This is a genomic window from Solilutibacter silvestris, assembly GCF_002895945.1.
In the GTDB taxonomy this organism is placed as follows: Bacteria; Pseudomonadota; Gammaproteobacteria; order Xanthomonadales; family Xanthomonadaceae; genus Solilutibacter; species Solilutibacter silvestris.
Window position 1 is genome coordinate 1,288,415 of the sequence record NZ_NPZB01000001.1, and the last position, 13,813, is coordinate 1,302,227.

The window sequence follows — 13,813 nt, forward strand, 5'->3', positions numbered from 1 at the left end:
AGCTGTTCTGATGCGCCAGCACCTCCATTTCGCGGGAAAATCGCTCTATTACCTGATCGGTGCGTGCCTGCTGGCATTGGCGCTGCTAACCGGCGCGTTGAGCCGGGCGATGCCGTGGATCGAGGAACATCCGAACGAAGTGCGCATCTGGTTGAGCACGCGCGCCGGGAATCCGGTGCAGTTCAGCAGCATCCACGCGCACTGGACGCGACGCGGGCCGCTGTTGTTGTTGCGCGATCTCACCGTCGGCACGCCGGGCAATCCGCTGCGATTGGGTGATGCCGAGTTGCTGGTCTCGCAATACACCGGCTGGTTGCCGGGGCATCGCCTCACCGAACTGCGCTTGCGAGGTATCCACGTCAACCTGCAGCGCGATGACGATGGCACCTGGCATGTGCGTGGACTGCCCGGACAAACCGGCGGCAGCGATCCGTTGACCACGCTGGAACCGCTGGGCGAGTTGCAGGTGATCAACGGCAGCCTGACGTTGAACGCGCCGTCGATGGGGTTGCATGCGGAGATCCCGCACCTCGACGTGCGTGCACAGGTCAATGGCGCACGTGTGCGCGTCGGCATGCGTGGCTGGCTCAAGGGCGTGGCGACACCGACATTCGCCACCATGGATTTCGATCGCGGCAATGGCGACGGTCGCGTTTACGTCGGCAGTCGCAACACCGACCTGAAGGGCTACCAGGGATTCCTGCAAGTGTTCGGCGTCGCACTGGCCGGTGGCCACGGCAGTGGCGAGGCGTGGCTGGACGTCGGCGCGCGTCGGATCACGAAACTGGTTGCCCGTAGCGATTTCAGTGACGTGTTGCTGCGATCGAGCACGCCGGGATCGACCAGCACGCCGGTCTTGCTGCAACGCCTGCAAGGGCTCGCCGGATACCAGCATGTCGGTGCGGACTGGCGGTTGGATGTGCCGCAACTGGCCATCACCCGCGCCGGCAGCACGCAGGTGCTGGATGGATTGAGCGTGAGTGGTGGAGAACGCCTGTCGGCGGTGGTCGCGCGCGTCGATTTGCCGATGGTGGCGTCGATTGTCGCGCTGTCCGATCGCGTGCCTGCCGGCCTCGCGCGCTGGCTCGCGGAAGCGCAGCCGGAAGGCAGTTTGCGCGACGTGCGATTGACCGGCAATGCGCAACAGCCGCGCGTCACCGCGACGGCGGATCGTATCGGGTTCCGTGCAGTCGGTCGCGCGCCGGGTGTGAATGGCGTCAGCGGCCGTATCGCCGGCGATGCCGAAGGCGCAGCGCTGGCGTTCGACCCGGCGAGTCGTTTCATCTTCAACTGGCCGAGCGGATTCGGCGTGCCACACGCCTTCCAGCCCGATGGCACGGTGGTGTGGTATCGCGACGGCAACGGTTTCGGCATCGGCACCGATGCGTTGCGGTTGTCGTCAACCGACGTCGGCGTGGAGGCGCGTGGTGGATTGCGTTGGCAGGGCGACGGCAAGCGCCCGCTGATCGGCATCGCCGCGGACGTGACCCAGCAGCCGCAAGTGACCGTCGCGCACGGACTCTGGGTCCACGACATGATGCCGAAGGCGACCGTGGAGTGGCTGGATGCGGCGCTGCTTGGTGGTCACATCGAACGCGCGCATGCGGTGGTATCCGGCGACCTCGACGACTGGCCGCTCCGCAACAACAACGGCTTGTTTGAAGTTGATGCCGACATTCGTGACGCGGTGTTGAAGTTCCAGCCGGATTGGCCGGAATTGCGTGGCAAGCTCACGCGCGTGCAGTTCATCGGCGCGGGCATGCATATCGAAACCGATGGCACCATCGCCGGCGTGAACGTGGCGCACGCGGTCGCCGACATCCCCGATTTCGCCAAGGCCGAACTGACGATCAAGGCCGATGGTGGCGGCGACGCCAAGCAGATGCTCGCGCTGCTGCGCCAGAGTCCGCTGGAAAAGGATCTCGGTTCGGTATTCGCACAACTCGATGTCGGTGGGCCGGCACGCACCAATCTCACCCTGTTGCTGCCGTTCCACGACGACCTTCCGTACAAGCTCGATGGCGTCGCCATGCTCGATGGCGCACGACTCGCCCATCGCGAATACGGATTGCGCTTCGACAACGTGCATGGCAGCGCGAAATACGATCGCAGCGGTTTCGTTGCCGATGCGTTGGACGTGGTGCACGAAGGACAACCCGGCACGCTCAACCTGCGCGCCGGCGGCGACGTGCGCGATCATGGGAATGTCTTCGAAGGCGAACTCGCAGGCACGCTCGGCGCGCGCGAACTGCTGGCGCGCGTGCCCGACCTGAAATGGCTGCAGCCGCATGTCGATGGCCGTTCGCACTGGACGGTGGCGGTCGACGTACCACACGGGACGAGTGCCGCAGCGGTCAATCGCGTCGAATTGCGCTCGGATCTCGTCGGCACGAAGCTCGATCTCCCCGCGCCATTCGCGAAAGCCGCGGCCAGCACATTGCCAGCCGTCGTCACCTTGCCGTTGCCGCTGGGGCAAGGCGAGATCGGCGTGAAGCTCGGTCACGTTGCCAGCGTTCGTGCGCGCAGCCAAGGGGGTCATACCGGCATTGCCATGGCGCTGGGCGATGGCGCGGTCGAAACGCCGCCCGATTCCGGCCTGGTGGTGAGCGGTCATGCGCCGAGCATCGATGCGCCGTCGTGGCTGGCGATGCTGGGTGGCGATGATGGCGCGTCGTTCACGCTGAAACGCATCGATATCGCCGTCGATCGCCTGATGCTTGGGCCAGCGACATTCCCGGCATCGCGCCTGCGCGTCACCCCAAGTGGCAATGCGCACCTCGTGCAAGTGCAGGGCGATGCCTTGCAGGGGCAACTCGTCATCCCCAATGCCGACAACGCGACCATCAGCGGCAAGTTCGATCGTGTCCACTGGTCGCCGCCGCAGGCAAGTGGTGCGGGCGTTCCGGCGACGGCATCCTCATCCATCGACCTCGATCCCGCACACCTGCCGCCGCTGGCGCTCGACGTCAATGACTTGCGCATCGGCAACCTCGCGTTCAATACCGCTGCGTTGCGCACGCACCCGATCGCCAATGGCTTGCAGGTGGACAAACTCGACCTGCAATCGCGCCAGCAACATTTCGCGGTCACCGGCAGTTGGCTGGGCAAGGGCCGCGATGCACAGACGCGCGTGCAGGCGAAACTCGATACCCAGAACTTCGGCACTCTGCTTGATGGGTTGGGAATGAAGGGACAACTCGGCGACGGCAAGGGCAGCGTACTGCTCGACCTGCGCTGGCCCGGCGCGCCGGTCGATGCCAGCGCGGCAACACTGGCCGGGCAGATGAGCATCGACATGCACGATGGACAATTGGTGAAGGTGCAGCCCGGCGTCGGTCGCGTGCTTGGATTGCTCAGCCTCGCGCAGTTGCCGCGCCGCCTCGCGTTCGACTTCCACGATTTCTTCGACAGCGGTTTCCGCTTCAACAGCGTCACCGGCGACATCCGTTTCGATGGCGGCAAGGCGCATAGCAACAACCTCGCGATCAAGGGTTCGGCTGCCGACATCCACATCGAAGGCGCCGCCGACATGGCCGCGCAACAATTCGACCAGACCATCCGCGTCTATCCCAAGACCAGCAATGTGCTGACAGCGGTCGGTGCGTTGACCGGCGGTCCGGTGGGCGCGGCGATCGGCGCGGTGGCCGGAGCAGTGCTGCGCAAGCCGTTCAGCCAGCTGGCGGAGAAGACCTATCGCGTCACCGGGCCGTGGAGCGACCCCAAGGTGCAGGAAAGCGGGAAGACGCCGGTACCATCGCGCGCGCAGTAGATGGATCAGCGCTGGCTCGAGCGTGGGCGCGCTTGATTTGCCGCGCTTTCATCGCCACATGAGATGATCGAACCTTCGCTTTCCGCCGGAAATTCCATGCACAACCCGCTCCAGATCGCCAGCTCGGCCTTGCTCGTTCCGTCCGGGCTGGACGTCGCGCAACTCGATCCTGCCTTCGCCGCGCTGATGGGCAAGGGCATCGATTTCGGCGACCTCTATTTCCAGCATGCGCGTCGCGAAAGCTGGAGCATCGAGGATGGCATCGTCAAGGACGGTGCGCACTCCATCGACCAGGGCGTCGGCGTGCGTGCGATCAGTGGCGAGAAAACCGGCTTCGCCTATTCCGGCGACATCAGCGCGCAAGCCTTGCTGGAAGCAGCCGGCGCCGCGCGGGCGATCGCGCGCGATGGTGGCATCCATGGGCGACAGGCATTGGCGCCGCGCACGCAGGGAATGTTGTATCCGGCGCTCGATCCCATCGATGCCCTGCCCAATGACGCCAAGGTCGATGCCTTGCGCAAGGTCGATGCACTGGTGCGCAGTCTCGATCCGCGCGTGAAGCAGGTGATGGTGGGAATTTCCGCTGCGGTCGACACCATTCTCGTCGCCAACAGCGAAGGCGTGCTCGCCGCCGACGTGCGTCCGCTGGTGCGAATGAACGTGCAGGTGATCGTCGAACAACACGGGCGTCGCGAATCCGGTTATGCCGGGTTCGGTGGACGTTATTCCTACGAGGAACTGTTGGGCGATGGCAAGCCGGAAAAATTCGCGCGCGAGGCATTGCGCTCGGCGCTGGTGAATCTCGAAGCGGTCGATGCACCGGCGGGCGTGATGCCGGTGGTGCTCGGCAACGGTTGGACCGGCGTGCTGCTGCACGAAGCGGTCGGCCACGGGCTGGAAGGTGATTTCAATCGCAAGGGCACCTCGACCTATGCCGGACGCATGGGCCAGCGCGTGGCGTCTCCTGGCGTCACCATCGTCGATGACGGCACGCTCGCCGGTCGCCGCGGTTCGCTCAACATGGACGATGAAGGCACGCCGACCAATTGCACCACGTTGATCGAGGACGGCGTGCTCACCGGTTACATGCAGGACTCGCTCAACGCGCGATTGATGGGCGCGAAGTCGACCGGCAACGGCCGACGCGAGTCATACGCACACACGGTGATGCCGCGCATGACCAATACCTACATGCTCGCCGGCACGCATTCGCCGGAGGACATGATCCGCAGCGTCAAGCGCGGCCTGTACGCGGTGAACTTCGGCGGCGGCCAGGTCGACATCACCAGCGGCAAGTACGTGTTTTCCGCCACCGAAGCCTATCTGATCGAGGACGGCAAGGTGACCGCGCCGGTCAAGGGCGCGACGCTGATCGGCAATGGCCCGGAGACAATGCAGAAGGTGACGATGATCGGCCACGATCTCGCGCTCGACGACGGCGTCGGCGTCTGCGGCAAGGATGGCCAGTCGGTGCCGGTCGGGGTCGGGCAACCGTCGCTGCTGATCAGCGAAATGACGGTTGGCGGAACGCAGGCGTGATGCACGCCCGCTGCGCTCGTCCTGGGGATGTTGCGCGATCAGGCGTCGCTGGAATCGTCGTCGGCGATGTCCGCGTCTTGATCGGTCGAAGCACCATCGCTGGCGGACGCCGCACGAATCTCGCGGAACAGTTCGCGGAAGGCGCGCGGCGGTTTGTTGCGCGCGGCTTCCTCCTTGGTGTTGCGCACCAGTTGACGCAGGCGTTGGCGATCGGCATTGGGGTGAATGTCGATGAACGCCGCCAGCGCGTCGTCGTCGCCGTCGAGCAGGCGTTGGCGCCATTCCTCGGCGCGATGCATGTCGGCCACCTGGCGCTTCGATCCCTCGCTGTGCGCGTCCAGCGCGTCGCGGATTGCTTCCAGCACGTCGTCGTCCTGGCGGCGCATCTGCTTGGCGAGAAAGGCGATCTGGCGCTTCTTGGCGATGTGCGACTTGAAGCGGCGGGCATCGCGCAACGGCGGCAGCAGTTCTTCCGGGATCGGCAGGGCCGCCAACTGGCCATCGGCAAGACCGGTGAGGGTTTCCGCCAGTTCCAGCACGTCCAGCGCTTCACGCCGTTGCTGGCTGCGGCTCTCACCGAGAAATTCGCCGGTTTCAATATTGCGACCGCGCACCACGCTCTCCTGATCAACGCTTCAACAAGGATACGCCATTGAATACGATCGCCCTGTCCACGGCTGGCTTGACCCAGGCAAATTCCGCCGACGACAGTCCACAGCGGATCGAAGCACTCTCGGCGCTGGCGCAACGGGTGCTGGATCTGTGCAAGGCCGGTGGCGCAAGCCAGGCCGAGGTCGATTGTTCGGAATCGCGCGGTCTTGGCACCTCGGTACGGATGGGCGCGGTGGAGACGGTGGAATCGACCCGTGATCGCGGCGTCTCGCTCACCGTCTACTTCGGCCAGCGCAAGGGGTCGGCCAGCACCGGCGATTTCTCCGATGCCAGCCTCGCGGCGACGGTCGAACACGCCTGCACGATTGCCCGTTACACCGAGAACGATCCCGCCGCCGGACTCGCCGATCCGCAGCGCATGGCGCGCGAACTGCGCGAATTCGACCAGTGGCACCCGCAGGTTTTCGATGCCGACGCGATGATCGCGCAGGCATTGGCCTGTGAGCAGGCGGGGCGCGACGCCGATGTACGCATTCGCAACTCCGATGGTTGTTCCAGTTCCGCCAGCGAAAGCGTCAGTGTCTACGCCAATTCCTACGGCTTCAGCGGCCACGAGCGCGAGACGCAATACAGTCTGTCGTGTGCGTTGATCGCCGGGCAGGGCGATGGCATGCAGCGCGATGGCTGGTACACCGCGGCGTTGCGTGCGGATGCGCTGGAAGCGGCGCAGGCGGTCGGGCATCGTGCGGCGCAATTGACGGTCGAGCGCCTCGATCCGCGCGGCCTGCCGACCGGCAGCTTGCCGGTGGTGTTCACCGCCGAAGTCGCGCGTTCGATCATCGGCCACTTCATCGGTGCAGTGTCCGGTGGTGCGCTGTATCGCCAGGCCAGTTTCCTGCTCGACCATGCCGGCAAACAGGTCTTCCCGGATTGGGTGTCGATGATCGAACAACCGCATCTGATGGGCGGCTTCCGTTCCACCTCGTTCGATGCCGAAGGCACCGCCACGCAGGTGTCGCCGCTGGTCACGAACGGCGTGTTGCAACGCTACGTGCTCGGCAGCTATTCGGCGCGCAAGTTGGGATTGCAGAGCACGGCCAACGCCGGTGGCATCTACAACCTCGATGTCGCCGGGAATGTCGATGGCCTCGATGCCATCCTCGCCAACCTGCCGCGCGCGCTGCTGGTCACCGAGTTGATGGGGCAGGGCGTGAACACCGTGACCGGCGACTACTCGCGCGGTGCCGCGGGCTACCTGATCGAACATGGCCAGCGCGTCCATCCGGTCGATGGCGTGACCATCGCCGGCAACCTGCGCGACATGTTCTCGGGCATCGAAGCGATCGGCCGCGACATCGATCCGCGTTCGTCCACCCGCATGGGCTCGCTGCTGATCGGGCGGATGACCGTCGCCGGCGGTTGAGGCGTCCCCGGGTGGCGCAATCCGAATGGCGTAATCCGATTGGCGTAACATCGGCCCACATCATTCTTGAGGGGCAACAGTGGACGAGCAGACTTCAGTGGGACCTTCCGGCATCAGCGCCGACGAGCGTCAATGGGCGATGATCGCGCACCTGTCGGCATTGAGCGGGCTCATCATCCCGCTTGGCCATATCCTTGGCCCGTTGATCGTGTGGTTGATGAAGAAGGACGGAATGCCGTTCGTCGACGACCAGGGCAAGGAAGCGTTGAACTTCCAGATCACCCTGTCGATCGCATTGTTCGTCTGCGGGCTGCTGATCTTCGTGATCATCGGTATCGTGCTGATGCCGCTGGTGGGACTGGCGGGGCTGATTCTTGCGGTCATCGCCGGTATCAAGGCCAATGAAGGCGTGGCTTATCGCTATCCCTTCACCCTGCGCCTGATCAAGTAACCAACGCGAACCGACGCGCGTCAACCTTCGTGGTTGGCGCGCGTTTTCATGTCAGGTACTCCACAAGGTCCTGCCATGGCGCGCGATGCCGCCCTTACTGCCGTCAACCGCTTCGGGCTGGGTGCGCGCCCGGGCGAACTCGCCGACGCCACGAGCGATCCCCGCGGTTGGCTGCTGGCGCAGCTCGGCGCCGGTGCCGAAGTCCTGCCCGACGCGCTGCCGAACAGCCTCGACTACCTGCGTCAGGAAACCACCGTGCGCGATCTGCGCAAGATGGCGAAGGCATCGAACGGCGAGATGATGGCGCAGCAGGCCGCCAAGGACGCCGAGCAGGAGCTGCGCAAGCGCATCCGCCAGGAAATCGCGCTGAGGCAACAGGTCGCGGTGGTCACCGCGCGCAGCTTCCCGGAACGGATCGTGCGTTTCTGGTCGAACCACTTCGCCATTTCCACCGACAAGAACATCGCCGCATCGTTCGCGGCGCCAATGGAGCGCGAAGCGATCCGTCCGCATGCCTTCGGCAAGTTCTCCGACCTGCTGGTGGCGATCGAGACGCATCCGGGCATGCTGCTCTATCTCGACAACACCCAGTCGATCGGCGTCGATTCCAAGGCTGGCATGCGCGCGCGCAAGGCGCCCAACCCCAAGGCGGCGCGGCGCGGACTCAACGAAAACCTCGCACGCGAAATCCTTGAATTGCACACGCTCGGCGTCAATGGCGGTTACGCCCAGGCCGACGTGATCGAATTGGCGAAGGGCATCACCGGCTGGAGCCTGCAACGGCCGCAGGATCTGTCCAATTCCGGTGCACCGTTCTATTTCAACCCCAACACGCACGAGCCCGGCGATCGCCGCGTGCTCGGCAAACGCTATCGCGAAGAGGGCGAGGCACAGGGACGTGCCATCTTGGCCGACCTCGCGCTGCATCCGGCCACGGCGCAGCACCTGTCGTTGAAACTGGCGCGACATTTCGTCGCCGACCAGCCACCACCGCAATTGGTCACCGCGATGGCGCAGGCGTATCTGGCGTCGGGTGGCGATCTCGCCGCGCTGTATTCGACGATGGTTCGTCATCCGCTGGCGTGGGCGCCAACCGCGCGCAAGTTCAAGACGCCGCAGGATTTCCTCGTGTCTTCGATGCGCGCATTGACGCTCGATACGCAGAAAGACGCGGCACGCACGCTCGATCTGCAGGCGCGCATGGGCCACCCGGTGTTCCAGCCGCGTTCGCCGGCAGGATTCGCCGATACCGCCGCCGATTGGTCCGGTCCCGATGCGCTGTACAAGCGCGTGCAGGCGGCGCAGACGCTGGCGGATGCCGCGCCGCAATCCGCAAGCAACGATCCCATGCAACTGGCGACACATGCGCTCGGCGATGGCATGGATGCGGAAACGCTGACTGCAGTGCGTCGCGCCGAATCGCCGCGCCAGGGTGTGGCCCTGCTCCTCGCCAGTCCGTCCTTCCAGTGGAGAGTGTGAGATGTCACTGAGCCGACGCCAATTTCTGATGGCAGGCGCCGCCGCATCGCTGGTGACTTCGTTGCCGAAGTTTGCACTGGCAGCGACCTCGCCCAACGACACGCGCCTGGTCGTGGTGCTGCTGCGTGGTGGTCTCGACGGGCTGCATGCGTTGCCGCGGCCGAACGATTCCGACTACCTGCGCTTGCGCGGTGCACTGGGCGAAGCGGCGATCAAGGATGCGCATCCGATCGACGGCGGCTTCGCCTTGCATCCGTCATTGGCGTTCGCGTCGCAACTGTATGCGGCGAAGGAATTCCTGCCCGTGGTCGCGGTGGCGCCACCATATCGCGAGCGTTCGCATTTCGAGGCGCAGGATTGCGTGGAGAACGGCACGCAAGGGCCGGGCGGGCGCAACGGCTGGATGAACCGCTGCGTACAGGAATTGGGTGGATCGAGCGGCCTGGCGATCACCGCGGTGATGCCGTTGATCATGCGAGGCAACAGCACGACGACCACCTGGTCGCCGCCGCTGGCGCACGCGATCGATCCGATCCTGATGCAGCACCTGCAAGTGTTGTACGCGCGTGATGCGGTGCTGGGACCGGCGTTCGCACATGCCGGTGCCGACGAAAGCGACGTCACCGCGAAAGGTGGCGACAAGCGTGGCCATCTCGCCGATGCCATGGGTGCGGCGGCGCATTTCATGTCGGCCGCCGATGGTCCGCGCATCGCCTTCGTCGAGGACACCGGCTGGGATACGCACTACAACGAAGCGGGCATCCTCCAGCGCAAATTGTCCGAACTCGATTCCGGCCTGCAGGCGTTCAAGACCGCGGGCGACGCCATCTGGCCGCGCACGGCGATCGTGGTGGTGACTGAATTCGGGCGCACCGCTGCGGTCAACGGCACCAACGGCACCGATCACGGCACCGGTGGCGTCGCCTTCCTCGCCGGTGGCGCGGTGAATGGCGGACGCGTCGCCGGGACCTGGCCGGGACTCGCCAACTCGCAATTGAACGAACGTCGTGATTTGCTCGCCACCAGCGACATGCGCGGCATGTTCAAGGGCGTGCTGGAATCCCATCTGCGCGTGTCCGCCGCCGCCAGCGATGCCCGCGTGTTCCCGGCCAGCACCGACGTCGCGGTGATGCGTGGACTGATCCGCAATAGCTGAACACGACGAAAGTCATTCCCACCTCCGTCACTTGTTGGCGGCTGTGGCGATCGCCATATTGGTTCCATCATCCTGTGTCTGGAGCGATGGAAATGGACGCGATCCAAAACGAAGCCCCCGTGATTGACAGCACAGATCGCCAATGGGCGGGCTGGGTGCACTTGGCTGCGTTGCTGGCGGCATTCTTCACCCACTGGTTCGCGGGCGTGGCCGGCGCCGTGGTGGCGTTGGTGGTGTGGCTCGTGGTGCGCGACCGCCATCCGTTCGCGGCCGAGCACGCCAAGGAAACGCTGAACTTCAACATCACGATGTTCCTCGGCGCTTGTGCGGTAATCGTGGCCGGCGTCGTGCTGCTTGGCGCAACCGTGCTGACTCTCGGTGTCGGCGCTTTGGTCACCGTGCCCGCAGGACTGCTGCTGGCCGGGCTCATCGCCGTGGAAGTGGTGGCGTGGCTGGTCTGCTCGATCCTCGCCGCGATCGCCGGCTGGGAAGGCAAGCCCTACCGCTATCCGTTCTCGATTCGATTCGTGAAGTGAACGTTGGTCAGCGATCGCGCTCGATCACCTGGCGCGCGATCGCACGCAGCGGATCGGCGCGCTGGTCGAAGCCGACCAGCGCGTCATCCATGGTGATCGCGAGTTGCGCCAGCCGTTGCCGTGACGCCTCGATGCCGAGCAGTGCTGGAAAGGTCGATTTCGCCTGCTCCACATCCTTGCCGGCGGTCTTGCCGAGCGTGGCGCTATCGCCCTCGATATCGAGCAGGTCGTCGCGGATCTGGAAGGCCAGGCCGAGCGCATCGGCGTAGCGATCAAGTGCGGCGCGTTGTGCATCGTCGGCATTTCCGGCCAGCGCACCCATGCGCACCGCGGCACGCAGCAAGGCGCCAGTCTTCAGCGCGTGCAGGCGTTCCAGCGCATCCAGCGACAATACATCGGCGGTGCCGGTCGCTTCGAGATCGAGCATCTGGCCGCCGCACATGCCGTCGATGCCGGAGGCGTGCGCCAGTTCGCGCAATTGCTTGACGCAGACATCTGCAGGCACATTGCCATGCGCAAGGATTTCGAACGCCAGAGTCTGCAAGGCATCGCCGGCAAGGATCGCGGTGGCTTCGTCGAAAGCGACATGCACCGTCGGCTGGCCGCGACGCAGGGCATCGTCGTCCATCGCCGGCAGGTCGTCGTGCACCAGCGAGTAGGTGTGGAGCAATTCCACCGCGACCGCAGCCTGGCGCGCGTGATCGCCGTCTCCACCCACGGCATGCACCGTCGCGTGTACCAGCAGCGGCCGGATGCGCTTGCCGCCGGCCTGGACGGCGTGGCGCATGGCATCGGCGAGGCGCGTGCTGGCGAAGGTGTCGGAGAGGACGTGATCGAGATCGGATTCGATGCGTGCCCGCCAATCGGCGAGCACCGCGCTGGCGTCAGGCGTCACCGGAACGATCCGCTGCGTCCGGGAAGGGGCGGGCGGTCTCCGGCGCATCGAGGTCGCTGAGCAGGCGCACGCGCAATTCAGCTTGTTCCAGCGCGGTCTGGCATTCGCGATAGAGGCCGATGCCGCGTTCGTAGGCGGACAGCGATTCCTCGAGGCCGAGGTTGCCTTGTTCCATGCGCTCGACCAGCGTTTCGAGTGCGTCGAGCGAGGCCTCGAAGGTGGCGACCGGGGAGGCGTCCTGCGGGTTGGAAGCGGAGGATTTGCGGGCCATAGGGCAAGTTTACGCGAGTTGCCAGTCAAGGCGGGCGTGGCGGTCGATCAGCCAATCGTGCAGGCGCGCGGAGTGCAGCGGTCCGGCCGCCAGCACTTCGTCGCCGTCCATCAGCAGTGGCAGGCGTTCGCGCAGCCACGGTGGGATATCGGCCTGTTGCAGCGCGTGCTTGAGCGAATGCGAATGATCGCGATTCGGCAAATGGATGCGTTCGCCGCCATGGCGCGCGCGGACCTGCACGGTGCGATCGAATTCCTCCGCGCCATGCAATTGCAGTCGCGTGCCGTCGGGCAGCGACAAGGGGTCGCGGCCATTCCATTCGGCGTGGAAATCGGCGTCGAGTGCCGGATGCAATCCCTCCGCGTGCAGGCGATCGCGCCACCGCACGATGCGCGCCTGTTGCCAGCGATACTCGGCCTGCGCATCGCGCCGCGCGGGCAGCAATTCGTGCTCAAGGGTGGTGATTCCGCTTCCCGGTAGCGGCGGCAATCTTGCATCGGCGACCCACAGTCGCACGACATCGGCACGCAGATCCGCCGGGAGTCGATGCAGTGTCGTGACATCGAGATCGCCATCATCGCGACGGCAGGCGCGCAGGGCGATGCGGATTCCATCCGCCGCGCGATCCATCGTTTCAGCCGCGAGTTGCGCACTGCGCGCGAACGCCGCCGATGCCTGGGGCCAACGTTGCCGCAGCAATGGCATCACTTCGTTGCGCAGGAAATTGCGATCCTGTGTGCTCGACGCGTTCGAGGGATCCTCGATCCAGCGCAAGCCATGCATGCACGCATATTCGCGGATGTCCGCACGCGATGTGTCGAGCAATGGCCGCCACAACCAGCCAGTCGCATATTCCCGCCAGGCACGCATCGCCGACAAGCCATCGTTGCCGGACGCGCGCAATGCGCGCAGCAGGAAGGTTTCCGCCTGGTCGTCGCGATGGTGGGCAAGCGCCAGCACTTCGCCATCGCGCAATTCGGATTTGAAGACGGCATGGCGGGCATCGCGTGCCGCGCCTTCGAGGCCAAGCCCGGATGCGTGATCCACTTCGACACGAGCCACGCGCAGCGGCACGTCGAGTTCGGCGCACGACGCGACGCAATGTTCCGCCCAGACATCGGCCTCGGGATGCAGGCCGTGGTGGACGTGGAGCGCGCGCAGTCGCGGCATCTCCCGGTGCAACCGATGCAGCAGCACCGTCGAATCGAGACCGCCACTCAAGCCCACCACTACGGCTGCATCGCTGGCGACAGGCGACGGGATCAATGGGAGCGATGTATTCGATGACATGCGTGATCCCGTGCCATGCCCGCTGCAGGGCACGACACGGGTGATCCGGTCACTCGGTGTCGATGCGGATACCGCCGACCCAGCCGGCGGCAATGTTGTAGATGAAGGCCGAAACGATGCCGCCGACGAAGCCGATGATGCCGTACACGATCGGGAGCAGGATGATTCCAATGATACCGCCGCCACCGAAAGGCATCGGACTGCCCCCTTGCGCGGCCAGCATGCTGGCGAACATGCTGCTGAACAACAGCATGATCACGGCGGCGATCAATCCGAATACCGCGTAAATGATGCCGGAGACTTTGCCGACCGAAAGCGGATCAATGCGCTTGATGATCATCTTCAACCTGCCCCGCGTGATGCCGGCCGATTGCCGGCATCCGGAGTATAGG

At 65.1% G+C, this 13,813-nt stretch carries 12 protein-coding genes; 7 read left to right on the forward strand and 5 right to left on the reverse strand.

The window, feature by feature from the left end; all coding sequences use genetic code 11:
* The first annotated feature begins 10 nt into the window (after positions 1–10).
* Complete coding sequence (locus tag Lysil_RS05860) at positions 11–3,769, forward strand: YhdP family protein (protein WP_103074569.1); 3,759 nt, start codon at positions 11–13, stop codon at positions 3,767–3,769.
* Between the two features lie 96 nt (positions 3,770–3,865).
* Positions 3,866–5,308, forward strand: a complete 1,443-nt coding sequence (gene tldD / locus Lysil_RS05865; RefSeq protein ID WP_103075014.1) for a metalloprotease TldD — start codon at positions 3,866–3,868, stop codon at positions 5,306–5,308.
* 38 nt (positions 5,309–5,346) lie between these two features.
* On the opposite strand, the gene yjgA is transcribed toward tldD, so the two are convergent.
* Complete coding sequence (gene yjgA, locus Lysil_RS05870) at positions 5,347–5,922, reverse strand: ribosome biogenesis factor YjgA (RefSeq protein ID WP_103075015.1); 576 nt, start codon at positions 5,920–5,922, stop codon at positions 5,347–5,349.
* A 38-nt stretch (positions 5,923–5,960) separates the two neighbouring features.
* Between yjgA and pmbA the strand changes: the two genes are divergently transcribed.
* The 5 genes from pmbA to Lysil_RS05895 all read left to right on the forward strand — a co-directional run bounded on the left by pmbA (position 5,961) and on the right by Lysil_RS05895 (position 10,965).
* The gene (pmbA, locus tag Lysil_RS05875; RefSeq protein ID WP_425477130.1) at positions 5,961–7,343 is read left to right on the forward strand and encodes a metalloprotease PmbA; all 1,383 of its coding nucleotides are present in this window, start codon (positions 5,961–5,963) and stop codon (positions 7,341–7,343) included.
* A 79-nt stretch (positions 7,344–7,422) separates the two neighbouring features.
* The gene (locus Lysil_RS05880) at positions 7,423–7,794 is read left to right on the forward strand and encodes a DUF4870 domain-containing protein (protein ID WP_276308144.1); all 372 of its coding nucleotides are present in this window, start codon (positions 7,423–7,425) and stop codon (positions 7,792–7,794) included.
* Positions 7,795–7,869: 75 nt separating this feature from the next.
* The gene (locus Lysil_RS05885) at positions 7,870–9,273 is read left to right on the forward strand and encodes a DUF1800 domain-containing protein (protein WP_103074571.1); all 1,404 of its coding nucleotides are present in this window, start codon (positions 7,870–7,872) and stop codon (positions 9,271–9,273) included.
* Between the two features lie 28 nt (positions 9,274–9,301).
* Positions 9,302–10,429, forward strand: coding sequence for a DUF1501 domain-containing protein (locus tag Lysil_RS05890; protein ID WP_240600179.1), 1,128 nt, complete (start codon positions 9,302–9,304; stop codon positions 10,427–10,429).
* 92 nt (positions 10,430–10,521) lie between these two features.
* Complete coding sequence (locus Lysil_RS05895) at positions 10,522–10,965, forward strand: DUF4870 domain-containing protein (protein ID WP_165782399.1); 444 nt, start codon at positions 10,522–10,524, stop codon at positions 10,963–10,965.
* Positions 10,966–10,972: 7 nt separating this feature from the next.
* On the opposite strand, the gene Lysil_RS05900 is transcribed toward Lysil_RS05895, so the two are convergent.
* From Lysil_RS05900 to Lysil_RS05915, 4 genes are read right to left on the reverse strand one after another with little or no spacing between them, the layout of a single operon-like run.
* Entirely contained in the window at positions 10,973–11,860 is an 888-nt protein-coding gene (locus tag Lysil_RS05900) for a polyprenyl synthetase family protein (protein ID WP_240600182.1), read from the reverse strand.
* Complete coding sequence (locus Lysil_RS05905) at positions 11,850–12,131, reverse strand: exodeoxyribonuclease VII small subunit (RefSeq protein ID WP_103074575.1); 282 nt, start codon at positions 12,129–12,131, stop codon at positions 11,850–11,852. Before Lysil_RS05905 ends, Lysil_RS05900 begins: the two co-directional genes overlap by 11 nt.
* A gap of 9 nt (positions 12,132–12,140) precedes the next feature.
* Entirely contained in the window at positions 12,141–13,421 is a 1,281-nt protein-coding gene (gene tilS, locus Lysil_RS05910; protein WP_103074576.1) for a tRNA lysidine(34) synthetase TilS, read from the reverse strand.
* 49 nt (positions 13,422–13,470) lie between these two features.
* Positions 13,471–13,761: a hypothetical protein gene (locus Lysil_RS05915; protein ID WP_103074577.1), complete on the reverse strand. Its 291-nt coding sequence runs from the start codon at positions 13,759–13,761 to the stop codon at positions 13,471–13,473.
* Positions 13,762–13,813 lie beyond the last annotated feature (52 nt).

Excerpts from the sequence above, each read along its gene's own strand:
- Lysil_RS05860 (WP_103074569.1), top strand. The coding sequence starts at position 11 with ATGCGCCAGCACCTCCATTTCGCGGGAAAATCGCTCTATTACCTGATC.
- Lysil_RS05915 (WP_103074577.1), bottom strand. The coding sequence starts at position 13,761 with ATGATCATCAAGCGCATTGATCCGCTTTCGGTCGGCAAAGTCTCCGGC.
- Lysil_RS05890 (WP_240600179.1), top strand. The coding sequence starts at position 9,302 with ATGGCAGGCGCCGCCGCATCGCTGGTGACTTCGTTGCCGAAGTTTGCA.
- Lysil_RS05895 (WP_165782399.1), top strand. The coding sequence starts at position 10,522 with ATGGACGCGATCCAAAACGAAGCCCCCGTGATTGACAGCACAGATCGC.
- Lysil_RS05885 (WP_103074571.1), top strand. The coding sequence starts at position 7,870 with ATGGCGCGCGATGCCGCCCTTACTGCCGTCAACCGCTTCGGGCTGGGT.
- Lysil_RS05905 (WP_103074575.1), bottom strand. The coding sequence starts at position 12,131 with ATGGCCCGCAAATCCTCCGCTTCCAACCCGCAGGACGCCTCCCCGGTC.
- tilS (WP_103074576.1), bottom strand. The coding sequence starts at position 13,421 with ATGTCATCGAATACATCGCTCCCATTGATCCCGTCGCCTGTCGCCAGC.
- tldD (WP_103075014.1), top strand. The coding sequence starts at position 3,866 with ATGCACAACCCGCTCCAGATCGCCAGCTCGGCCTTGCTCGTTCCGTCC.